The 22,669-nt window shown below is 52.6% G+C and carries 23 protein-coding genes and 1 riboswitch; of the genes, 14 read left to right on the top strand and 9 right to left on the bottom strand.

The window, feature by feature from the left end:
- Positions 1-109: 109 nt before the first annotated feature.
- The 5 genes from NDK47_RS22640 to motB all read left to right on the top strand — a co-directional run bounded on the left by NDK47_RS22640 (position 110) and on the right by motB (position 5,394).
- Positions 110-1,837, top strand: coding sequence for a methyl-accepting chemotaxis protein (locus NDK47_RS22640; protein WP_251871999.1), 1,728 nt, complete (start codon positions 110-112; stop codon positions 1,835-1,837).
- Between the two features lie 188 nt (positions 1,838-2,025).
- Positions 2,026-2,808, top strand: a complete 783-nt coding sequence (locus NDK47_RS22635) for an IucA/IucC family C-terminal-domain containing protein (RefSeq protein ID WP_251871998.1) — start codon at positions 2,026-2,028, stop codon at positions 2,806-2,808.
- Between the two features lie 124 nt (positions 2,809-2,932).
- Positions 2,933-3,664, top strand: coding sequence for a ZIP family metal transporter (locus tag NDK47_RS22630; RefSeq protein ID WP_251871997.1), 732 nt, complete (start codon positions 2,933-2,935; stop codon positions 3,662-3,664).
- Positions 3,665-3,776: 112 nt separating this feature from the next.
- The gene (gene motA, locus NDK47_RS22625) at positions 3,777-4,580 is read left to right on the top strand and encodes a flagellar motor stator protein MotA (protein WP_251871996.1); all 804 of its coding nucleotides are present in this window, start codon (positions 3,777-3,779) and stop codon (positions 4,578-4,580) included.
- Positions 4,573-5,394 (top strand): flagellar motor protein MotB, encoded by an 822-nt coding sequence (gene motB / locus NDK47_RS22620; RefSeq protein ID WP_251871995.1) that lies wholly within the window; start codon positions 4,573-4,575, stop codon positions 5,392-5,394. The genes motA and motB overlap by 8 nt, the downstream gene beginning before the upstream one ends.
- A gap of 205 nt (positions 5,395-5,599) precedes the next feature.
- Here the strand turns inward: motB and NDK47_RS22615 are convergent, their stop codons facing one another.
- Entirely contained in the window at positions 5,600-6,067 is a 468-nt protein-coding gene (locus NDK47_RS22615; protein WP_251871994.1) for a low molecular weight protein-tyrosine-phosphatase, read from the bottom strand.
- Between the two features lie 96 nt (positions 6,068-6,163).
- Between NDK47_RS22615 and atoS the strand changes: the two genes are divergently transcribed.
- From atoS to NDK47_RS22600, 3 genes are all read left to right on the top strand, one after another.
- Positions 6,164-7,984 carry a two-component system sensor histidine kinase AtoS gene (gene atoS / locus NDK47_RS22610; RefSeq protein WP_251871993.1) on the top strand — a complete coding sequence of 607 codons (1,821 nt, stop codon included), beginning with the start codon at positions 6,164-6,166 and terminating at the stop codon, positions 7,982-7,984.
- A 2-nt stretch (positions 7,985-7,986) separates the two neighbouring features.
- Entirely contained in the window at positions 7,987-9,417 is a 1,431-nt protein-coding gene (locus NDK47_RS22605; protein WP_251871992.1) for a sigma-54-dependent transcriptional regulator, read from the top strand.
- 132 nt (positions 9,418-9,549) lie between these two features.
- Entirely contained in the window at positions 9,550-10,872 is a 1,323-nt protein-coding gene (locus NDK47_RS22600) for a short-chain fatty acid transporter (protein ID WP_251871991.1), read from the top strand.
- Positions 10,873-11,472: 600 nt separating this feature from the next.
- Here the strand turns inward: NDK47_RS22600 and NDK47_RS22595 are convergent.
- The 5 genes from NDK47_RS22595 to sspK form a co-directional block, all read right to left on the bottom strand.
- Positions 11,473-12,816, bottom strand: coding sequence for a hemolysin family protein (locus tag NDK47_RS22595; protein WP_251871990.1), 1,344 nt, complete (start codon positions 12,814-12,816; stop codon positions 11,473-11,475).
- Positions 12,817-13,066: 250 nt separating this feature from the next.
- Positions 13,067-14,185 carry a site-2 protease family protein gene (locus NDK47_RS22590; RefSeq protein WP_251871989.1) on the bottom strand — a complete coding sequence of 373 codons (1,119 nt, stop codon included), beginning with the start codon at positions 14,183-14,185 and terminating at the stop codon, positions 13,067-13,069.
- A gap of 75 nt (positions 14,186-14,260) precedes the next feature.
- Positions 14,261-14,560, bottom strand: a complete 300-nt coding sequence (locus NDK47_RS22585) for an iron-sulfur cluster biosynthesis family protein (RefSeq protein ID WP_251871988.1) — start codon at positions 14,558-14,560, stop codon at positions 14,261-14,263.
- 219 nt (positions 14,561-14,779) lie between these two features.
- Positions 14,780-15,136 carry a DUF3905 domain-containing protein gene (locus NDK47_RS22580; RefSeq protein WP_251871987.1) on the bottom strand — a complete coding sequence of 119 codons (357 nt, stop codon included), beginning with the start codon at positions 15,134-15,136 and terminating at the stop codon, positions 14,780-14,782.
- A 23-nt stretch (positions 15,137-15,159) separates the two neighbouring features.
- The gene (gene sspK / locus NDK47_RS22575; RefSeq protein ID WP_251871986.1) at positions 15,160-15,291 is read right to left on the bottom strand and encodes a small acid-soluble spore protein K; all 132 of its coding nucleotides are present in this window, start codon (positions 15,289-15,291) and stop codon (positions 15,160-15,162) included.
- A gap of 102 nt (positions 15,292-15,393) precedes the next feature.
- Between sspK and NDK47_RS22570 the strand changes: the two genes are divergently transcribed.
- The 3 genes from NDK47_RS22570 to NDK47_RS22560 are packed head-to-tail and all read left to right on the top strand — an operon-like array spanning position 15,394 to position 16,055.
- Positions 15,394-15,669 (top strand): YqkE family protein, encoded by a 276-nt coding sequence (locus NDK47_RS22570; protein WP_251871985.1) that lies wholly within the window; start codon positions 15,394-15,396, stop codon positions 15,667-15,669.
- A complete protein-coding gene (locus tag NDK47_RS22565; RefSeq protein WP_251871984.1) occupies positions 15,669-15,815 on the top strand; it encodes a hypothetical protein in 147 nt (48 codons plus the stop codon). Before NDK47_RS22570 ends, NDK47_RS22565 begins: the two co-directional genes overlap by 1 nt.
- A gap of 54 nt (positions 15,816-15,869) precedes the next feature.
- Positions 15,870-16,055 carry a hypothetical protein gene (locus NDK47_RS22560; RefSeq protein WP_251871983.1) on the top strand — a complete coding sequence of 62 codons (186 nt, stop codon included), beginning with the start codon at positions 15,870-15,872 and terminating at the stop codon, positions 16,053-16,055.
- Between the two features lie 131 nt (positions 16,056-16,186).
- On the opposite strand, the gene NDK47_RS22555 is transcribed toward NDK47_RS22560, so the two are convergent.
- The 3 genes from NDK47_RS22555 to NDK47_RS22545 are packed head-to-tail and all read right to left on the bottom strand — an operon-like array spanning position 16,187 to position 19,398.
- Positions 16,187-17,380 carry an ABC transporter permease gene (locus NDK47_RS22555; RefSeq protein ID WP_251871982.1) on the bottom strand — a complete coding sequence of 398 codons (1,194 nt, stop codon included), beginning with the start codon at positions 17,378-17,380 and terminating at the stop codon, positions 16,187-16,189.
- Positions 17,377-18,096 carry an ABC transporter ATP-binding protein gene (locus NDK47_RS22550; protein ID WP_251871981.1) on the bottom strand — a complete coding sequence of 240 codons (720 nt, stop codon included), beginning with the start codon at positions 18,094-18,096 and terminating at the stop codon, positions 17,377-17,379. The genes NDK47_RS22555 and NDK47_RS22550 overlap by 4 nt, the downstream gene beginning before the upstream one ends.
- Before the next feature lie 27 nt (positions 18,097-18,123).
- Positions 18,124-19,398, bottom strand: a complete 1,275-nt coding sequence (locus tag NDK47_RS22545; RefSeq protein WP_251871980.1) for an efflux RND transporter periplasmic adaptor subunit — start codon at positions 19,396-19,398, stop codon at positions 18,124-18,126.
- Between the two features lie 230 nt (positions 19,399-19,628).
- Here NDK47_RS22545 and NDK47_RS22540 point away from each other — a divergent pair, with 230 nt between their 5' ends.
- The 3 genes from NDK47_RS22540 to thiO all read left to right on the top strand — a co-directional run bounded on the left by NDK47_RS22540 (position 19,629) and on the right by thiO (position 22,614).
- Positions 19,629-21,020: a glucose-6-phosphate isomerase gene (locus NDK47_RS22540; RefSeq protein ID WP_251871979.1), complete on the top strand. Its 1,392-nt coding sequence runs from the start codon at positions 19,629-19,631 to the stop codon at positions 21,018-21,020.
- Positions 20,977-21,222: an excisionase family DNA-binding protein gene (locus NDK47_RS22535; protein ID WP_251871978.1), complete on the top strand. Its 246-nt coding sequence runs from the start codon at positions 20,977-20,979 to the stop codon at positions 21,220-21,222. Before NDK47_RS22540 ends, NDK47_RS22535 begins: the two co-directional genes overlap by 44 nt.
- Positions 21,223-21,281: 59 nt before the next feature.
- Positions 21,282-21,395: riboswitch (TPP riboswitch) on the top strand.
- 100 nt (positions 21,396-21,495) lie between these two features.
- Positions 21,496-22,614 carry a glycine oxidase ThiO gene (gene thiO, locus NDK47_RS22530; RefSeq protein ID WP_251871977.1) on the top strand — a complete coding sequence of 373 codons (1,119 nt, stop codon included), beginning with the start codon at positions 21,496-21,498 and terminating at the stop codon, positions 22,612-22,614.
- Positions 22,615-22,669 lie beyond the last annotated feature (55 nt).

The following is a 22,669-nucleotide window of genomic DNA, read 5'->3' as shown; positions in this document are numbered from 1 at the left end:
GGAGAGGTCGAGATTCCATTTTTGCCGGGCCCTTGAGGTTTAGGAGAAAACCCAAGCGGGTAATGGGTAAACAAAGTGTTTACGATTCCTGGATGAAGTGGGTGGTATCATGAAAATGACGATTGGAAAAAAGTTGATAGGGGCCTTTTCAACCTTGCTCGTCATCATGGTTATTTCCGGATCAATGGCAGTCTACAAGATGGAAGAGCTGAATAACAAGGTATCGGAATTCACGAATGGGTGGCTTCCGGGGCTGGAAGCGGTCCTGGAAATAAACACAGATTTGCAAACCATCTACGCCTATGATCAGAGTCTCTACTCCACAGTGGATCACACGGAGAAAGAGAAAATAATCAAACAGATTGAAGAAAGTTTTGCAAGTATTGACCAAAAGGTTGTCAACTATGAGCGGACTATACATAGCGAAGAGGAACGCCAAATTTTTTTGAGTCTGAAGCAGACGCTCGCCGAATACAAAACATTTAATAGCATGGTCATCCAGTCCGGCAAAAGAGTGGATGTGTCCAAGATAGCGACAGAGCAAGACCTGAAGCAACTGCAGGAGCTGAAAGTACAGGCCAACACTCTGTTTGCCGAGCGCCAGCAATACGTAGACCAATTGATCAATCTGAACAGAGAAGCGAGCTATCAGGCAACACAGGACAGCTATCGCATTTATGCGACAGGGATGCGCGATACCTTGATTCTGCTGGCCATCTCGCTTGTGGGCGGTATTACTCTGGCCGTCATGCTGACCCGCAATATCCGTACGCCGCTGACGCGTTTGGTTGATAACGTCAAGGAAGTGGCTTCAGGCAATCTGCGCGTAGAGCCGCTCGTCATCAAAAATCGTGATGAACTGGCCAGCCTGACTGATTCTTTCAACGAAATGACGAGCAGTCTCCAGCAGGTGATCCGTCAGGTGAGCACCACTTCGGAACAGGTGGCTGCATCTGCGGAAGAGCTGACCGCCAGTGCAGAGCAGACCAGCAGGGCAACCGAACAGATCGCTGGCGTCGTCCAGGAAGTAGCGGCAGGGACAGATCGTCAGGTAAAAAGTGTGGATGAAGGGGCAAAGATTGTCGGGGAGATGACTGCCAGCATCCAGCAGATCGCGATCAATGCACAAGGCGTTTCGCAAACAGCTATCCAGGTAGCTGAAATCGCAGGGGAAGGCAACCAGGCGATTCAGGCAGCCGTGCGCCAGATGAGCGCCATCCATGATTCTATCCGCGAGTTGGCGGGAGCGGTAGAGGGGCTCGGCACGCATTCTCAGGCAATTGGCCAGATTATCGAGGTCATCACAGGGATCGCCGATCAGACCAATCTGCTCGCCTTGAATGCGGCGATTGAAGCTGCCCGTGCCGGAGAGCATGGACGAGGGTTTGCAGTGGTAGCAGACGAGGTGCGTAAGCTGGCGGAGCAGTCGTCACAATCGGCGGCGCAAATCGCCCAATTGATCAATACCATCCAGTCGGAGACGAAACGGGCAGTCGCCTCGATGGATGCGGGAAATCGGGAGGTAGAGTCGGGAATTGCTGTCGTCCACCAAGCAGGGGAAACCTTTGGACAGATTCAGTATGCCATTACAAATGTGACAGAACAGATTCAGGATGTCTCTGCTGCCGTTCAACAGGTTTCCGCCCATACAGATCAGGTCGTGGATGTGATTCGCCTGATCTCGGAGGTCTCTGATGTGGCGGCAGACGGAACGCAAAATGTCTCTGCGGCGACAGAGGAGCAGTTGGCTTCAATGGAGGAGATCGCTTCATCGGCAACCGCTTTGTCCAAGCTGGCAGAGGAGCTTCAGGTGACGGTCTCGATGTTTAAAGTATAAAAGCTACCCTTTCAAAAGGTGAAGGCTGCGGGGAATGGATCGATCCTCCGCAGCTTTTTTTCATTTGGCAACTATTTTTTCCACACAACACTTGTTTCTGACGGAGTGACAGCATATAATAATCACGAATGATAATGAATATCATTGGCGATTAGCGATTACATAGATACCCTCGTGGAAGGATGAGAATGATGGAACCGGATTGGAACGTGGCTGAACTGGAGCAGAAATTCCGCATCTCGTTTGCCGAAGTGGCGGAAGCCCCGCTCGTCTTCGCGGCTGAAGGCCTGCTCCGAAAAGAGACGAGCCTGATGTTTCTGCGTCAGGTCGGGGAGCATATCGGCTCGCCCAACAGTCTGGTAACAGCCTCTGTCTTTTTCAAGCGTCTTCTTGCGCTAATTTCCGGCGGACTTTATGCGATGTCCCATCATTCCGTTCGCCTCAACCTTGGCCTCTCCAATGTGACTCTGACAGGAGCAAAAAACTGGAACATCCCGCGATTTGTTCTGCGAGACTGTGCGATGACAAGATCCGGAGAAAACCGGGAAGAGTGGCGCGAGCAGGTCGTTCGTGAGCTGTTCGCCGGAACGGTCCAGCCCTTGGTGACAGCGCTCTCTACAGCGACGGGGGTACAAGTCCATATTCTTTGGTCTCATGCCGCTTATCTGGTGCATTTCTACTATCGTAGCTGGCAGGAATCAGCTCCGACCGCCGCGCTCCAAAGACAGATCGCTGATGACTTTCACTATTTGACCAAAGGCGCTGACCCCTCCGTATTCGGCTGGACAAAAGGCAGACCCTTTGACACCGCCTATTCAGTCATTCCTCATCCAACCAGGCCGGAAGAATCGATCCAGATTCGCCGCCAGTGTTGTTATCAATATCGGCTGGAGGGCGGACGCTGCTGCTATACTTGTCCGCTTCTCAACGAAACCGAGCGGACCGGGCAGATTCGTGCGCATGGTTCTTAGACTAAGAAAAAGTGCTGTCTGATGACGGCACTTTTTTATTGCACCTGTCCCAATTTTCGACGAGGTTTTTCCAAGCAGCGTGATATGATCGTGGATATGAATGTGGGGCCAGGGGGGAACTGCATTGGAACAACTCATGATGGGCAGTCTGTTGTCAGCATTGGCAACGGGGATCGGAGCCCTTCCGATTCTTTTTTTCAGGCAGGTTTCGCATCACTGGCGAGACATCCTCCTGGCCTTTACAGCCGGCATTATGATGGCGGCCAGCACCTTCAGTCTCATCCCGCAGGCGATGAAACAGGACAGCCTGATTATTGTTTGTCTGGGTGTCATGACCGGCACTGTGCTGCTGACTCTTCTCGAAAGCGTCATTCCGCACATCGACCTGGAACACACGCGGGTCAATATCTCAATGGATACGCAGTCGATACTGATTTTATCGGCCATTACGCTGCATAACATTCCGGAAGGACTTTCTGTCGGCGTCAGCTATTCGTCCGAGCAAGGCGGTCTGGGCGGACTGATTGCGTTTGCCATCGGGTTGCAAAATGTCCCGGAGGGTTTCCTCGTCGCCTTGTTTTTGATCAATCAACGGGTCAGCCGCTGGAAAGCCTTTTTGTTGGCTACGCTGACCGGCTCTGTTGAGATTGTCGCGGCTATTGTCGGGTTTTATCTGACCTCTGTCGTGGAAGGACTCGTGCCTTACGGGCTTTCTTTTGCGGCTGGAGCGATGCTGTTTATTGTGTACAAAGAGCTGATTCCCGAGAGCCACGGAGACGGTCATGAACGCTCCGCCACCTTTTCCTTTATCATCGGTCTGCTCGTCATGATCTGCTTGATTACGTGGTTTGCTTAAGGTTTTTACAAAAGAATCCCGATTTTCCACAACTTCCTCTCACAACCGAAGGCAGATTTACCGAAACCATATATAGAGATATTTTTGAACATGGTGGTTAGGGAGTGTCACAATGGAAAAATCGACCTTGATCGGTATTGTCTTAGGTATTGTTGCAGTTGTTGTCGGGATGGTGCTAAAGCATGCCAGCCCGATGGCCTTGCTTAACCCCGCAGCCTTCATGATCATTATTGTTGGTACGGTGGCGGCACTTTTCAACGCATTTCCCTTGGGGGAAATCAAACGAATTCCAGCTCTCTTCAAAATTTTGTTTACCGAACAAAAATTGCCGTCAAAACGGGAGCTGATTGATCAGTTTATGAACTGGGCATCGATTGCTCGTCGTGAAGGCCTCTTGGCTCTGGAAAACACGTCTGATGAGATCGAAGACCCTTTCCTCAAAAACGGCATGAAGATGATTATCGACGGCGGCGAGCCGGAGTTTGTCCGCGACGTATTGAATGAAGAAATCTATGCGATCGAGGAGCGGCACCAGGCAGGCGCTCTCATCTTCAGCCAGGCGGGAAGCTACGCACCTACGCTTGGGGTACTGGGTGCGGTAGTCGGCTTGATTGCCGCTCTGGGAAATCTGAGCGATATTGATGTGCTCGGGGTATCGATTGCGGCGGCCTTCGTCGCCACCTTGCTCGGTATTTTCACCGGGTACGTGCTGTGGCATCCATTTGCCACCAAGCTGAAGCGCAAGTCCAAGCTGGAGATCGAGATCAAAAAAATCATGGTAGAAGGTCTGCTTTCGATTCAGGCGGGCGTATCGCCGGCGGCAATCGAGCAAAAACTCCTCGTTTATATTCCTTCGCAGGATCGAGTCGTGGCGAAGGAGGAGAAGAAGGAGGAGGAGGCCGCAGTAAATGGCTAAACGTTCAAAACGTCATGGCAATCACGAAGAGCATATGGATGAGTCCTGGCTGATTCCGTATGCGGACTTGCTTACGCTTTTGCTCGCACTCTTTATTGTGTTGTTTGCCTCCAGCAAGATGGATGCGAAGAAATTCGACCAGATGGTCCGCTCCTTTGACGTGGCGCTGAACGGCGGGATTGGGATATTCAATCAGCCGAGCCCTGTGCCTCTGGACCCTTCTCTGCCGCAGCAAACGCTGCATATGGGAAAAACCGATGATGATCGGGATAAATCAGAAGAGGAAAAGAAGCTGGAAGAGGCCGTCCACAAAGAAACGGAAGACCTGAAAAAGCTGCAAAAACGCCTGGAGGATTACATTCAGGAGAACGATCTGGGCGACAAGCTGCAAACGCAGTTGACCGAAGAAGGCCTGTTGATCACGATTCTCGACAATGCCTTGTTTGATTCAGGAAAGGCCGACATGAAACCGGAGGCACGCAAGCTGGCTAAAGAAATGGCAGCAATGCTGGTCCCTCATCCCAAAAAGGTAACGGTGACCGGGCATACGGACAACGTACCGATCCACCGCGCTGATTTCCCGTCTAACTGGGACTTGAGTGTCAAGCGCTCCGTCAATTTCCTGAAGGTGCTGCTGGAAAACGGAGGTCTGGACCCGGCTAAATTTAGTGCAACGGGCATGGGAGAGTACCATCCGGTCGCTTCCAACGATACACCGGAGGGAAGAGCGAAAAACAGACGGGTTGAGGTAGCGATCCTGCGCGACCTGGCGTCACCGCCAAAGAGCACTCCACCTGCACCCGCCAATCCATAGGAAGAACAAATCAGGACAGCGTAATGTGACGCTGTCCTTCTGCTTTTTTAGACAGGTTTGGTGTTGATCCCTTCGCGCTCACGACCCGCTGCGGGAGGCGGGCGGCTTTGACGGCGATGTCCTGCTGCTGCACGGGAACAGGGATACGGTGATTTCGCTGGACGGCTAAAAATGAGGCATGAAAAAAAGAGAAAGATCGCTGCAGTTACGAAGCGATCTTTCTCTTTTTGATATCCTCCAGCAATCCGCGGCAGCCTGCTTCCACCAGTTGGTACACATAGTCAAAACGGCCGGTGTAATAGGGATCTTCGACGTCGCGCTCAGCCAGATGTCCGGCAAAATCAAGCAGTTTGTATACCTGAACGCCTGAAGGGGCCATTTTGGTGAGCGCTGCCAGGTTCTCCTCATCCATGCAGACGATGTAATCAAACGCAGAAAAATCGGCAGGAGTGATTTGACGAGCCCGCAGGCCCTCGTGTGATATGCCTTTTTCCGTAAGCACCTGACATGTCCCGTGATGAGGCGGATTACCGGCATGCCAGCCGCCGATCCCCGCCGAATCGATCGAGATCAAAGAGTCCAGCTCTTCCTCCTGAACCAGATGCCGAAAGACAGCTTCGGCCATGGGCGAGCGGCAGATGTTTCCCAGGCAAACAAAAAGGACGTGAATCACGGCAATGCTCCTTTCGTAATCAGAAACTTCTGTATGATAAACTATCAGAAGAAAGCTTCCTCTAATTGTAGAGAAAAAAGAGAGGGATGGGAAGCCATGAGGTCCTATGTATACCGCATTCGTTTTATTCTGTCTGTCATCGCTGTTACAGTGCTTCCCATCATCGTCACCGGAATCGTTTTGTTGAAAGCGGCAGAGCAAGCTCTGCTCGAGGAAAAGGAAAAAAAGCTGGTAGCGATCACCAAGCAGATGGATCTGGCCTTGCTGACCGACTTTGACACGATTTTGCGTGAACAAGGGCTGGAAAATGCCACGCGTGAACAGCAGATCCAGGCGTTGAACCGGGGATTGGCGCAGCTCACGGATCAGATTGCCCAGGCCCATCCAGGCATTGGCGTCGGTTATTACGGCAAAAAGCTGGATGCCATTTTGACATACGGCCCCAGTCAGGATATGAGGCAGCATGTAGGCACACCGATTGCTCCGAATCATCCTGGTCGCCAAGTGATGAGCAAAAGAGTTCAGGAAGTGGTCGTGGGTCCGCAGGTACGGGGAGATATCATGAATGCGATGTTTCCCATCGAAAGAAACGGCGAAGTAATCGGCTACGCCTGGGCAAATGAACTGATGAGCAGCATCGATATCCAGCTTGCCGGAATGCGGCAAGGCATCTACTCGGTTGTGGGGATCGGCTGTGTCGTGGCTGCTGTCGCCAGCGGATTGATGGTGCACCGGCTGGAAATCATTCTGATCGAAATCAAAGAAGGATTGCGAAGACTCAGTCTGGATCTTTCGTTTCGGATGAAACCGAAAACGGGCGAGCCCGGAGAGATCTTTGAGGCCATCAACAAAATGGCCAGTGATCTGCAAGCGAGCCGCAGCCATACGGAAACGATCATTCACAGCATGGAGAGCGGTGTGATCGCCCTCGACCACAGCGGCTGCATCACCGCCTGGAATCAGGCAGCCAGCCGCATCACCGGACTGAACCTGGAGCAGGCCATAGGGCGGGATTATCGCGAGCTGTTTCAGGGGGAAACACCGATTTTGCAAGCATTGTCACAAGCGCTGGAAGAAGGGAAAACGACGAAGGATGCCGAGTGGGGCCCGCTGAATGCTCGGGGTGTCTCTCTTTATATCAAGCTGGGGACCTTCATTTGGCGGAGCCCGATGAACGAGGTGCTTGGCGCCATCATCGTCCTGGATGACCGTAGTGAGTGGAAGCGGATGGAGGAAACGCTGGCACAAGCCAAGCGGCTGGCGATGATCGGTGAGCTGGCAGCCAGTATCGCGCATGAGGTCCGCAATCCGCTTACCTCGATCAAAGCTTTTGCACAGATCATCGAGGAGGATTTGCCCGCTGATCATGACAGCCGTGAATACACGGGGATCATCGTCGGGGAAGTGGATCGGCTGAATCGCTTTGCCGATGAATTGCTCCTGTTCTCCAGCCCCAACGAGGAAAAGCATGTTCAGGCTCACGTTGCAGAGGTACTGGATCAGACGTTGCTCCTGATCCGGCGGAGCGCTGCCCGTCAAGGAATCCTGCTGGAAAAGGTTTATGGGGACGAGATGGCCTCTGTTCTGGCGTCTCCCAAGCTGTTAAAGCAGGTTTTCCTCAACATCCTGATCAACGCGCTTCAAGCGATGCAAGAAGGTGGAAGGCTGATGGTCGAGACCAAGGTAGAGGACGGAAACGTACTGGTCTCAATTACGAACGATGGATCATCGATAGCGGAAGAGCATCTGTTGAATGTGTTTGAACCGTTTTTCACCACCAAACAATCGGGAACGGGACTTGGACTGGCGATCTCGCAGCGAATCGTTCAGGCGTATGGCGGCCAAATTTTAGCCCGCAATGTAGAGAAGGGCGTTCAGTTTACAGTGGTCCTGCCCGCCAAGAAGGAGGTTGTATGACGATGAAAAAGAGAGTGCTGCTGGTCGATGACGAGCAGAATGTCCGGAGGGCACTGACTACAGCGCTGCGCAAGGTCGGCTATGAGACAAAGGAAGCCTCCAGTGGTGCGGAAGCGTTGGCGCTGCTGCCGGACTTTCAGCCGGAAGTGATGCTTCTCGATTTGCGGATGCCGGAGCTGGACGGGATGGAGACGCTGCGCCGGCTGCAGAAAATGGGGCTGGCAGAGGAAAGGCGCCCCAGTGTGGTTATGATGACCGCGTACGGTTCGGCTAATGATGTGATGGAAGCGATCAAGCTGGGCGCTTTTGACTACGTGCAGAAGCCATTTGATCTGAAACGGGTTAAAGAAGTGGTCGCCCAGGCATTGAGGCAGCGCGAGAATGATCGGGAGAACCGGATCAAACGGGCAGCCGGAGAGGAGGACACGTGGGACAGTCCGGGACTGGTCGGGCTCAGTCCAGCGATGCAGGAAGTGTACAAAATGGTCGGGCGGGTCAGCATGACCAAAGCCACTGTCCTGATCCAGGGAGAAAGCGGAACTGGTAAAGAGCTGATCGCGCGAGCCATCCACAGCAACAGTCCGCGAGCTGGCTATCCGATGATCACCGTCAACTGCGGGGCCATTCCAGAAAATTTGCTGGAGAGCGAGCTGTTTGGCTACGAGCGGGGTGCCTTTACAGGGGCAATCGGGCGAAAGCCGGGACTAATCGAGCTGGCCGATGGCGGAACGCTGTTTTTGGACGAGATTGGCGAGTTGAGTCCCAGTCTGCAGGTCAAGCTGCTGCGCGTCCTGCAGGAAAGAAATTTTGTGCGCGTCGGCGGGGTTGAATCCATCGTGGTCGACGTTCGCGTCATTGCTGCTACCAATCGCGATTTGCAGGAGCGCATACGCCAGGGCATGTTTCGCGAGGATCTGTACTACCGGCTCAACGTCGTTCCGATTTTCATGCCGCCGCTGCGAGAGAGGAAAGAAGACATACCGCTCCTGGCTGAGCATTTTTTAGCCAAATACGGAAGAGAGCTGGGGAAGGAGCCCTGTCACCTGTCACCGGCGGCGTTGGAGGTATTGTGTTCGTACCACTGGCCGGGCAACGTCCGGCAATTGGAAAATACGATTGAACGGGCACTGGTGATCGCCGGAGGGTCAGCTATTTTGCCCGAGCATGTCGAGGTATATCTACAGGAGACAGAGCAGGCAGAAAGGGACAGCCTGGGCAAACTGCTTCGCTGGGAGGATCGGACGATGCGCGAGCTGGTGCAGGAAGTAGAGCGGGAAGCGATTGCCAGAGCCTTGCAAAAGGAGCGGGGAAACAAGCTGCAAACAGCAAAACGGCTGGGGATATCCAGACGTGCCCTGCTGTACAAGCTGGAGATGTACGGTCTGGATGGAGCGGACGCTGTGCAAAAGGGAGTCGAAGTGCGCAAAAAGTAGTCACTTGAGCGATCTCTGTGTTTTGAAAGCGCATACAGAGAAAGGCTTGCAGAATTTTGGAAGCGTTGGCATGTCTTTTGCATTCCCTACTTATACGAACGTTATTATTTTTTCATGAAAGGGGAATGCTTTGTGTTTCAGGCTTTAACCAATGCATCGGTTCGCATGGTCCAGCGCTATTTGCCCGATGCCTTTTTATTCGCTGTCATTCTTACCTTTATCGTGTTTGTCGCAGGGATTGCCGTCAACGGAAAAACACCGATGGAAATGGTCAATTTCTGGGGAAATGGATTCTGGGGTCTGCTGAGCTTCACCATGCAGATGGTCCTGATCCTGGTCACCGGCCACGCGCTGGCTGCGACGGAGGTCTGCAAAAAAGGTCTGAGAGCCATCGCTTCTCTGGCGCAAACTCCTGGGCGGGCGATTGTTTTGGTCACGCTGGTCTCCTGTGTAGCCAACTGGATCAACTGGGGCTTTGGACTGGTGATCAGTGCGCTGCTGGCCCGCGAGCTTGCCAAGCGCGTGGAGAAAGTGGACTATCGGCTGCTTGTAGCCAGCGCATACGGCGGATTTGTCGTCTGGCATGGCGGTTTAGCAGGGTCTGTCCCTTTGACCATTGCAACGGAAAATCATAGCCTTCAGGACGTAATCGGGATCATTCCGACTTCGGAAACCATGTTTTCTCCGATGAACCTGACCATTCTATTCGCTATCATTGTAATTCTCCCGCTGGTCAACCGGATGATGCTGCCCGCCGAAAAGGACAGAATTATTTACCATGTAGTTGATCACGAGGAAACGGCAGCTGCTGCGGCCTCAACAGCAGACGAGAACACCCCGGCAGTAAAAATGGAAAACAGCCGCGTGATTTCCTACCTGATTTCTGCCATCGGCTTTGTGTACGTGATTGCTTATTTTGCGAAAAACGGATTCAAGCTCAATCTGGATATCGTGAGCCTCACCTTCATGTTTCTGGGAATCTTTCTGCACGGCACACCGCGAAAATATCTAGACGCAATGGGCGAGGCGATCAAGACAACGACAGGCATTGTCGTCCAATTCCCGTTTTACGCCGGGATTATCGGTATGATGACGGCATCTGGCCTGGCTGCCAGCATTTCTCAGTGGTTCATCAGCATTTCGACTCCGACGACATTTCCTCTCTTTACCTTTTGGAGCGCGGGACTTGTGAACATCTTCATCCCGTCTGGCGGAGGACAGTGGGCTGTACAAGGGCCGATCATGCTGCCGGTTGCCACCGAACTGGGCGTGTCTCATGCCAAAGTAGCGATGGCGATCGCCTGGGGAGATGCGTGGACCAACCTGATTCAGCCATTCTGGGCACTGCCGGTTCTCGCTGTTGCGGGTCTGGGCGCACGGGATATCATGGGGTACTGTCTGATGATGCTGTTCGTGACGGGGGCAATCATCAGTCTCGGGTTCTTGCTGTTTTAACCTCACATCCATAACAAGGCTTGTACACTCATGCAGGCGGTTGGAAAGACGGGGAAAGCCGTTTCCGGCCGGCCTGAGTGTGCTGAAATCAAATGAAGGCTTTCGCATCGTAGCGACACGCAGGATTGATTTTGATGAACCGACATTTGGATGAAGGCGAGGGGATGCCCCTCGTTTTTTTGTTTGTTTCATTTGGCGGATGCCTCTAGTTTTTGAAACGAGGCTGTGGTGAGAAGAAGCATGTTTCCCTGCTTCGCTCTGTTTTCCGCTCTGCATTGATGATTCACTGTCCGCTCCACAGCGGCTGGCGGGGGTCCGCAAAAGCAGCAACGCTACGATGTCATCCCAAGGTTGCGCCCCTTTTTCCCGCCATCCGCTGCTCCGCTGAGTCGAGCTCCACAGTCGCAAGGCAGGGAAACATGCTTCTTCATGAAGCTGGAGGTTTTTAAAAATTTGTGGGGAGGGGCGATGAAGGAAAAAACCGATTTGGTTGACAAAGCAACGGGAATGGTGCTGATCGGCTTTGGATGAAAATTGGCCGCGTACAAATAACAAACAAAGAGCCGATACCTTTATCGGCATCGGCTCTGAAAAGATTTATTATACTGCGTTCAATTGTGCCTCTTCCGACTCAGCAGGCTGGCGGTGCAAGGGCTTGATCGTTACGCGGGTGACGCGGTGGTTATCCATCTGGGCCACGGTGAAAAGATGATCCTCTACCTCCACAGAGGCTCCCACAGCAATCTCCTCTTCCAGCTGACTATACAGCCAGCCCCCTACGGTATCTACTTCTTCGGAGACCAGCTCAAACGGCAGGTGGTCATTCAAATCGGTGAGCAGCATTTTCCCCGCCACGGACAAGCCGTTTTCCAGCTTCTCCAGTTCAGGGCGTTCGTTGATATCAAATTCGTCTTGAATATCGCCCACGATCTCTTCCAGAATGTCTTCCATCGTCAGCAAGCCGGCTGTACCGCCATACTCGTCGATGACGATGGCAATCTGCGAGCGCTTTTTCTGCATCAATCGCAGGACGTGACTGATCTCCATCGACTCGGGAACCGTCAAAAGCGGGCGCAGAATGTCATCCAGACGCGCGTTTCCATCCTGGAGCGCGGACAGATAAAAGTCTGTGGCGTGGACGAAACCGATCAGGTTGTCCTTGTCCTCCGCCGCCACGGGAAAACGGGTGTGGCGCTCGGTACTGATGATCTCCAGGTTCTCCTGGAAGCTGTTGGTGGTATATAAACAAATCATGTCGATGCGGGGGATCATAATCTCCCGGGCGACCGTTTCGGAAAAGTCAAAAACGTGTTCAACAAGCGAAAGTTCTGTCTGATCAATATGACCGCTCTGGTGGCTCTGGTTGACCAGCAAGCGAATCTCTTCTTCAGTATGAGCCGCTTCGTGTTCAGAAACCGGCTCCAGACCGAGCCATTTCAACATTTTGTTGGCGCTGCCATTCAGCACGTAAATAGCCGGATACAACAATTTATAGAAAAACATCAATGGTGCCGCAACCCACAACGAAGTGGTTTCCGCTTTTTGAATAGCCAGTGATTTTGGTGCCAGCTCACCCAGTACGATGTGCAGGAAAGTAATGATGCCAAACGCCACACCAAACGAGAGCGTCGACACGAGGTAGTCAGGCAAGTGAAAAGATCCCAGCAGCGGCTGCACGATCCTGTGTGCAATCGCAGGCTCCCCGACCCAACCAAGACCCAGGGATGAAAGCGTGATCCCGACCTGACAGGCGGACAGGTACGCATCCAGTTTTTGTGTCACCTTCTGGGCAAACTCGGCTCGCTTGTTCCCCTCGTTCACCATTTGTGTCAGGCGTGTCTGCCGTACTTTGACGAGTGCGAATTCGGCTGCTACGAAAAAGCCATTCAACAAAACGAGAAACAACACAAGAAGCAGATTAAGCACTATCGGAATACTGTCCAAGCAATACGTCATCCTCTCTGGATTTATCTGTATGCAATCATCGTACCTTTTTTTCAGTTTTTTCTCAAAGTCGATTTTGGTTCATTGTGACCTGTTCCTCCCCGTTCCACCCGAAATACAGCTATCTGGTTTCCGGCTCACCCGTTTTTGCGCCCTGGGATGGCCGGAGAGGGCAAAGCGGGGGAGCATACCGCCGAAAAAGAGAGAAAAACGCCCGCGAAGCGGACGTCATCCTCCATCAAAAAACGCATTATTTGATTTGAAGAAGATATTGCCCATAGACGAAAAAGACGGAAAGGACACCTGCCAGCCCGAGATATGCGGCCAGCACTTTCCACTTGGTAGCAGCAGGCGCAACATAATAGGTACTCATCCGGTGCAACTGCTCGTCAATGCGGGCGATGTTCGCCTGGGATTCCGCCTCCGCTTCCGTAATCAGACGCGAAGGGGCGGGACGATAGGGATCACCATCGATAAACAGCACGGTTTCACGCTCCCATTGATGGAACAGCTCCCAGGTTTTTACCGCAAATCGCTGATCCAGTCGAACCCGTTCCTTTGCAAAACGCTTGTCATCCTGCAAAAAGGGGACCGCAAAGCCTTCCGGGACTTTTTGCGCCTGTGCAGCAAGCTGTCTGGTATATAGCTCCTCCCGTTTTCCCCATGTAGTCTCAAGCTGCGGCCAACTGGCCATCTCACGCAAAAAGGCTTGATCCTGTTCTTTCTCGTATTCCAGCACGCGCTTCTGAAAGCCTTCACGCGCGCGGTTCCACCAGGTGATCAGACCCATGATAAAGATGAAGACCATAATCGGGCCCGGGCTTGCGAACAACATGACCCCAAGTACGATCAAGCCGATCAACCAGATTTTTGTGGACAGCACGGAGACGATCCGTCCTCCGTCCAATGGAGAAACGGGCAGCAGGTTGAACAAATTGAGCAAAGCGCCCAAATAAATAACCAGTGCCCAGAAGGGATCGTGGGTCCACCAGTACAAAGGCAGCGCCGGTAAAAAGGACAGCAAACCTGCCAGCGGACCTCCGTAAGCCAGATACGCTTCCGTGCTCGCATCTCTGGGGTGATCTTTCATGGCAATAAAAGCACCGGCGAACGGAATAAAGACGGCCGGAGAGGTAGCAATTCCTTTTTGTTTGGCAGCGATGACGTGGCCCATCTCGTGGACAAAGATGAGGTAGACCAGCGCCACGGCGAACTTCCAGCCATACAGCATGGCGTAAGCACCCAGACTGAGCACCATGGAAAGCAGCGTCGTGCCAAATTTGGAAAACTTCAAAAGGCCGATCAACCATTTCAGATTGGTCAAGAGAAAAGCGCCGAGGGCCAGCAGTGCCGACCTGGTTTTATTCATGCCAGTTTCCTCCTGTCGGGTATTTCAAAGGCAGCCCTTTTGTAATACGGGCGGCATTTCGGAAAGTTTCCTGATCTAGTCCAGCAGACGCGGGTTCACAAAGGTAAAGCCGTACTCGCCATACCGTTTGTCATAGCGAAGCTCGCCGCCGTCAAAATACCAGAAGTCGCTCGGACGGATGATAAACCGCATACCTTCTACCTCAAATACAGCGTCGTCCTTCTCGATCTCGTCTTTTTCAATGGCGTAAAAAAGCCCGCCGGTGCCGGGGCCGCCTGTACGCACGTAAAGCCGCAACGTATCACCTGGACGAAAATCGGCGTAATGCTGATAGGCGAGTGCGAAGGCTGGTTCGATTAACAGGTGAATGCTCATGACGGTTCTCCTCTCTGGAACAATACCTGATGTGCCTATCCTACCAGTTTACCATTTGAAAAGCGGGATTCGCCAAGTTTTTTGATGGAACCGCCTACGACGGTAGTGAGAGGAAGCTGATACACCACCGCCGTGTCAGGAAGCAGCCCATTGTGGCAAAGGAAAAGACGCCGCTTCGCTGTCGCGGGCGGCGTCTTTACGAGCTATCCATTTTTTCGATCAGTCTTTGCCTTTGCTGACATCGAGTGTCGGGTGCATGAAATGCCCTTGCGGCGGAATATCCTCCAGCAGCTCCTTGTTTTCCGTGCTGTTCCAACCGATGTCATTGGTCGGATGAACCCATTCATCTCCGGCCATGAGGGAAGGATCAGTCTCCGTGCTCCATTGGTTGAGCGGGGAGTCCGCCGAATTGTAGTAACTGTCTCCAATTACCACGCCATGCTCATTGACGAAGGGCTTTTTTATATCCAGCGATGAGTTTTTGAAATCCGGCGCGCTGATTTGGTGGGGGAGCGTGCCGTCAATCGAGATATCTTTCAGCTCTTGGGAAGTACGTTCGGAATTATGTTCATCCATGCAGGTGACCTCCTTGTTGGGAGTTACCGGTTTTCTTTTAAGCGCTCTTGTGGTTCACTATTGATGGAGCCATCTGAACGAACGGCTTCTGACTGGGCTTTGGGACCGCGAATATCGGCTGTTTTCCCAAAATCCTTTTCTTTGTTTCGTACCATGGTCTGCCCTCCTTACTTGTCACATGAACATAGTATGACCAACGGAGGCAGATTCAATGATAGATGGCAAATAACCGAAGTGAGCACGGAGGGACAAGTACAATGGCAAAAAAACAGCGAAAGCAAAACCGTCAGGCTGCAGCGCCAGCCAAACTGGAAACAACTAATAAAACAGCCTTGCACATGAAGGATATGCTTGGCGAGGATGCGCTTGGCAAACTGAAGCAATTGGAACAGACGATGAAAAAAGAACAGGAGCAAGCTGTGCAGGCGGCAGCCGAACAAAAGCGGCGGGAGCAGGAGCAGCGGGAGCGAAACAAGAGCTTTGCCGAACTGCTCGACGATTATGAGAAAAAAGGGGGAGGCAAGTACAACTGATGGCGGAGGAGAAGGATCGGCAGAAAGGACGGCCGGATACATCCAAAAACGGCATGTTAAAGCGCCGGGAGCTGGAGCTCAAGGACGAGGCGATCAAGGAACGGGGACGCAGCATCCTCACTCGTTTGGGCAAGAAGAAAAATTGAACAGGGATTTTTACCCCACTTTTCCCATATATCTAGGAGAAGGGGAAAGGGGGAATGACCGTGGGGACCGTCCTGCTGCTTGTCAGTGTCATCTGTGTGACGGTGGGTACCTGGCGGTTGCTTGGCATCTACAAGGAGGGTAGGCCTGGGGGAAAAGTGCTATGGTGGGTCGTAGCCAGCTTCGGGATTACACTCTTCTTTCTCTTGAAGCTTGTGGCTGACACGCCCACCATGTCGTGAAGGTGATCGTGATGGATTCCTTGATATAAAAAGGTGCCATGCTGAAAAAAGCAGTTGCTCAATCATCCAAAGTGATTGAACAACTGCTTTTTCATGTGTGGACATCTCGAAAGATCCTGGGGTATTTACCGTTACTCGTAGCGAAGTGCTTCGATCGGGTCCAGCTTGGCCGCTTTGTTGGCCGGATAGAGCCCGAAAAAGATGCCGATTGCGCTGGAAAAACCAAACGCTGTGATGATGCTGTTCCAAGAGAGCAGCGGCGGCATTTTGGCGAAGTAGGAGACGAGGGCAGCTGCTCCCAAACCGAGCAGAACCCCGATCAGACCGCTAATCAGACAGACAATCACGGACTCAATCAAAAATTGCATCAGGATGTCTCGCCGTCGCGCTCCCAACGCTTTGCGGATACCGATTTCCCGCGTCCGCTCCGTCACGGAGACCAGCATGATGTTCATGACACCCACACCGCCAACGATCAGAGAAATACCGGCAATGACGCTGAAAATCATCGTCAGGGTACCAGTAAATTGGTTAAAGGACTGCAGGCTGTCTTGCATGCTGCGCGTAAAGTAGTGTTCTATTTCTTTCTTATGCTTTCGGCTAAGGTATTGATTCGCCTGTTTCATCGCTGTATTGACAGAAGCATCGTCTACGGCCTTCCCCACCAGCATACTGATACTGGGTTCCTTGTAAAAGCTGAGATCATAGCGGATCGGGATATAGGCGCTATAGGTATCGCTGTTGTCAAAGCGGAATTTCTCTTCAACGAAAGTACCGATGACGACGAGTGATTTATTATTATCCATTTTTACCCGCTGGCCGATTGGGTTCATCTGACCGAACAGCTTCTTCGCCAACGCGTCCTCAATCACGATCTCGCCGCGTAATTCCTTGTCATCTGTTTCGCTGAAAAAACGTCCCTTATTGACTTTGATTGTCGACGCGATGTCCAGATAGTTAGAGGTAGTTGCATACACATTTACTTTCTCTTCTTTTTTGGGTCCCTTAATCATGGAAGTGGACTGATTCAAGGGAGCCATCTGTTCGATATACGGGCTGATGCGGGTCAGCGTCTCTGCATCTTCTACGGTCAAGTCGTCAGGGGAGCGCTCTTCTTTTGTATCCCAGAAGACAAAAATATCAAAGTTGTTTTTTCCGAACTTTTCCATCTCGCTGGAAAGTGCCTTTTGTCCGCCTTCACCCAGCGTATTAACGGTGATCACGGACGTAATACCGATGACAATCCCCAGCATGGTCAGCCCGGACCGCATCTTGTTGGCCCATATGCCTTCTATCGCAGTGCGGAATGCTTCCCAAAAATTCATGTTACGATCACCTCATCAGACGGGACGGCGATCAAGCGATTTTCCACACGCTCGTCGCGGATAATCACACCGTCCTTAAAAGTGACGATCCTCTCCGCGTGCTGGGCGATATCAAGCTCGTGCGTAACCAGGATGATCGTGACCCCTTGTTCATGCAGCTCCTGAAACATCGCCATGATCTCGGTACCGGACCGAGAGTCCAGGTTTCCCGTAGGTTCGTCGGCTAGCAAAATAGCCGGTTTGTTTACCAACGCTCTGGCAATCGCCACGCGCTGCTTTTGTCCCCCCGACAATTGCGTAGGTTTGTGAAACATACGCTGGGCCAGGCCAACCCGTTCCAAGGCCTCGCTGGCCCGCTTTCTGCGGTTTGAGCGGCTCACCCCGGCATACATCATGGGAAGCTCTACATTATGCAGGGCAGTAGAGCGAGCCAGCAGGTTGAAGGATTGAAAGACGAAGCCGATCTTTTCGTTGCGGACCCGAGCCAACTGTTTGTCACCAAGCTTGCTCACCTCGACCCCGTCCAGCCTGTACGTCCCTTGATCGGGGCGGTCCAGACAGCCAAGCATGTTCATAAAAGTTGATTTCCCCGAGCCCGATGGCCCCATGATGGCGACAAACTCCCCTTGCTCTACGGAGAGGTTGACGCCTCGGAGTATGGGCAGTACAGAATCGCCAGTCTGATATGATTTCGTCAGGCCTTCCACATTCAGCATGGTCCGACCTCCTTTTTTGCAAAGTGGTTACATGCCAGCGATTCCCGGCATGGTGGAAGGTGTGACGGGCGTATCTTCCTGCAAACCTTCTGAAGGATTGAGAATGATTTGCTCATCACCGGTCAGTCCCGATTTGATTTCGGAGGAGAGCTCATTTTCCATGCCCACGGTTACCTTCGCTTTTTTGGCCAAGCCGCCATCTGCGATCCAGACGTAGGTGCTGCCGTCCTGCTCTTGCTGCACCGCTTCAATCGGCACTTGCAAGGCATTTTCCGTTTTCTCCGTCAAAATATCAATATCCACATGGAACCCTGGCTTCATGGCCGATACATCACCTTCGGGCTGCATCGTCACCTTGACACGCGTTTTTTCGCTTGTTCCAGAACTGCTTTGGGTGGTGACCGCGACCGGAGCGATGCGAATCACTTTGGCGTTTAGCTTTTGCTTGCCAAGCGAGCTTCCCTCGATCGTGGCTGTCTGTCCAAGCTTGATTTTGCTGATGTCGGATTCATTGATGTCTGCTTGTACCAGCAGATTGTTCAGGTTGGCCAGCGTTAAAATCTCTGTTCCTTTGTTGACGTATTGACCGTTGTCGGTAGCCAGGCTGATCACCGTACCGTCTTCCGGAGCGATCAGAACGCTTTGCGTCCGTTCCTTTTCCAGCCCTGTCTTATCCACCTGGTATTTGTTGATCTGCGCTTGGAGCGAAGCGACCTCCTCTTTGCGCGGCCCCTTTTGTTTCAAAGTGAGCTGTTGTTTGGCCACGTTGAGCGAGGAGAGATGTGAGTCCAGCTGACCTTTGGCCCGATCTACTTCTTGCTGGGTGGTTGCTCCAGAGGTGAAGAGCTGGTGAAGTCGCTCGTATTCCTTTTTCGCAGCTTCGTACTCCCGCTCCGCTTGAGCGACGCGCTCGCGTTCTTGCGCCAGCTCCTCCGGCTCACTTCCTGCCTGAGCTTTGGACAAATTGGCTCGTGCCAGCTCAATCTGTGCATCCAGCTCCAACAAGCGGCTTTCGACGTCCGAGGTATCAATTTTTCCGATTACCTGCCCCTTTTTTACGACATCTCCTTCCTTGAGTGTAAATTCACGCAAAGTCCCGTTCACATTTGCATAGAGCTTATGTTTTTCCTCCGCCACGACACTGCCGGATGTGAGGATGCGAGATTCCAATGTGGACGTCATGACTGAGCCGACCTGTACCTGCATGCCTATCGCTTGCTCTGACCCCATCAGTTTCACGCCAACGGCTCCGATCACCAAAACCGCAGTGATGGAACCAATAATCCACCATCGTTTTTTCATAGTTTCCGATCCCCTTGCCAAGTATTGTAAGCAGTACTATCGACTCTGTTTTACGGAGGGCTGTCCTGAAAGTAACAGGTATGACCTCTTGTTCACAAAATGTTCACAAATGCCGGCGAGAAAAGGGAAAGGAAAAAGTGAGCAGAAAATGTGGCATCTTCGGCCGAACTCTTGCAAGGCCCCACCAGTAAGATGTAGGAAGATAAGCAAGACTTCACAGGGAGGGAGCCATGAACCAGGGACTTCGTTTTGACTACTCCCATACGTGCGCTTTTCTCGATCAACACGACTGGGACCGGGTTGCTCCGGAAGTGTTGGACGCTCATATTCGCCTTCACCAGGGGACGGGTCCAGGAAGCGATTCTCGCGGATGGCTCGACTTGCCAGTCCAGGACAAAAAATCCGAACGAAAGCAGATAAAAGAAGCGGCTGAAAAGATCCGGTCCACGTCCGATGTGCTGGTTGTCATCGGGATCGGGGGATCGTATCTGGGCGCCAAAGCTGCGCTTGATATGCTCGGTCACCATTTCACCAATCTGTTGTCAGCAGACAAAAGAGGCGGGCCGGAGATCTATTTTGTGGGCAATAATGTCAGTTCCGTATACATCGCTCAGCTGCTGGAGCTGCTTGCTGGGAAAGATGTCTCTTTGAATGTGATTTCCAAATCGGGTGCGACCTTGGAACCAGCCATTGCGTTTCGCGTGTTTCGCGATTGGATGGAGAAAAAATACGGGTCTGAGGGAGCGCGTTCCCGGATTTATGTGACGACGGACAGGAAACAAGGAGTGCTCAGGCGGCTGGCAGAAAGAGAGGGATACGAGAGTTTTGCTATCCCCGATGACGTGGGGGGACGGTACTCGATTTTTACGCCGGTCGGATTGTTGCCCATCGCAGTAGGCGGGAGCAATATTGACGAAATTCTGAGTGGAGCGGCTGATGGAAAAGTGAGGTTTGAGACGCCGAAGTTGGTCGACAATCCTTGCTACCAGTATGCCGCTGCTCGCCATTTGCTGCATCAAAAGGGAAAGCTGATCGAGGTGCTGGTCAGCTACGAGCCGCGCTTCCGTTTTTTCGCCGAGTGGTGGAAACAGCTCTTCGCCGAGTCAGAGGGCAAGAGAGGCAAAGGAATTTTTCCTGTAGCGGCAGAGTATTCTACCGATCTTCACTCGATCGGACAGTATCTGCAAGACGGGAAGCGCCATCTGTTCGAAACCGTCCTGACGGTCCGGAAATCTGAGGTTGACGTGACCATATCGGTTGATCCGCATAATCTGGATGGCCTGCAATACCTCGATGGAAAAGGGATGGATGAGATCCGTGCGCGGGTAGTGGAAGGGGCGCTGCTGGCTCATACCGATGGCGGCGTACCTAATCTGGTAGTGGAAATTCCGCGCCTGACAGCGTATCATTTTGGTGAGTTGGTCTATTTTTTTGAAAAGGCCTGTGCGATCAGCGGATACCTGCTGGGGGTCAATCCCTTTGATCAGCCTGGGGTGGATGCCTACAAGATGAATATGTTTGCTTTGCTGGGCCGCCCCGGTTTTGAAAAATTAAAAGCGGAATTGGAAGCGAGAATTCGTGGAAACCACAAAATCCTACCTGACTGTAAAAGAAACATCTGAATACCTGGAGCTGCCCGTCACATTTATTCTTGAAAAAATTCGGGAAGGACGCATCCGTGCTGTTCACAACGGAGAGGAGTATCTCATCAACAAAGAACAATTCCAGCATTATCTGGAGCAGATGCGAAAGCTGAGGGAATTCGAGGAAGCCGAAAAGCACGAACCTGTCCCGGAGAGCTACGATGTCAAGGATGAAGATTAACCGGTTCTTGTCAGACAGCAATGCAGAGGAATATACTGAAGAGGTAAATGAATAGATCGAAAAGTAACTGGGGGAGTCCATCATGCTGGGCTGAGAGGACGGAAGCTGTGACCCGTCGACCCTTTGCACCTGATCCAGATCATGCTGGCGAAGGGAAGTGGCTGCACGCAGACAGATGGTTGTCTGCCGGTGCTTTGGGATGCTTTTTCAATGCCCGCCTTTTCCTGCTGGAGAGGGTGGGCTTTTCTATTGGATAGAAGGAGAGGAAGAGACGTGACGGACTGTTTACTGGTAGGGGGAGGCATTATCGGCTTGAGCCTGGCTTACGAATTGTCCCGTAGAGGTATGACAGTTACCTTGGTGGAGCAAGGCGATTGGGGAGGGCAGGCATCCTCGGCAGCAGCCGGAATGCTGGCACCACTCAAAGAGTTTTCCAAGCCTGGGGACATGCTCGAACTGGGAGTCGCCTCGCTTCGGCTCTACCCGGAGTGGGTGAGTGCGCTGCAGGAGGTGTCGGGAGCTGACGTGCAGGCGACGCCATCCGGTGTGCTCACGGTTGCCCTTACGGAAGAAGAAACTGCTTCCATGGAAAAAAAATACAGATGGCAAAAGGAAGCAGGCTATAACGTTCAGTGGATGAGCGCAAGAGAGATGCAAGAGCTGGAGCCGCTGATCACGGAACACGCGATGGCGGGAATCTATTCACGGGAAGAAGGTCATATCAATAACCGTTTGCTGCTGGCCGCATTGGTGCTGGCCTGCCGAAATCAGGGGGTGAAGCTGCTGTCGGGCTGTGTCGTAACCGGCATGGCTACCGAAGGGACTCGTGTTGTCGGGGTGCAAACGGCTGCTGGAAAACTGCTGGCATCGCATACCGTGATTACTTCAGGGGCATGGGCTGGAATCATGGCGGGCTGGCTCCAATGCCCGGTGCCCATCAGACCGGTCCGCGGGCAGGTAGCGGCTGTCTCCTCCATCGGCTTCCCTTTGCAAACCGTCATTTTCGGAACGACCGGGTATATCACGCCCAAACGGGACGGAAAAATTGTCTTGGGAGCAACAGAGGATGAAGCGGGATTTCAGCGGGAAGTCACGTTAAGCGGACTTACCCATATCGTAAATGGCGTGCGGCCGTATGTGCCCGCGTTGCAAACGGCTGCTTTTCTCGAGGCTTGGGCAGGTTTGCGTCCCGCTACCGCAGACGGCAAGCCGCTGCTGGGCCCTGTTCCCGGATGGCAAGGCATCTCGATCGCTGCTGGACATTTTCGCAACGGGATCTTGCTCTCCCCGATCACGGCAAAAGTGATGGCCGATTATCTGGAGAGCGGACAGGCAGAGCCGCTGGCCTCCTTTTCGCCGGCCCGGTTCGTCCAATCGCCGGCAGCGATCTGAAAAGGACCCGGAAAATAGGCTAGACCTCTTCGGAAAATAGACACCTCCCCATCCA

Origin of the sequence: Brevibacillus ruminantium, assembly GCF_023746555.1 — a bacterium.
Lineage (GTDB): Bacteria > Bacillota > Bacilli > Brevibacillales > Brevibacillaceae > Brevibacillus > Brevibacillus ruminantium.
The sequence above is the reverse complement of the archived record's forward strand: the minus strand, read 5'-3'. Positions and strand labels throughout refer to the sequence as shown.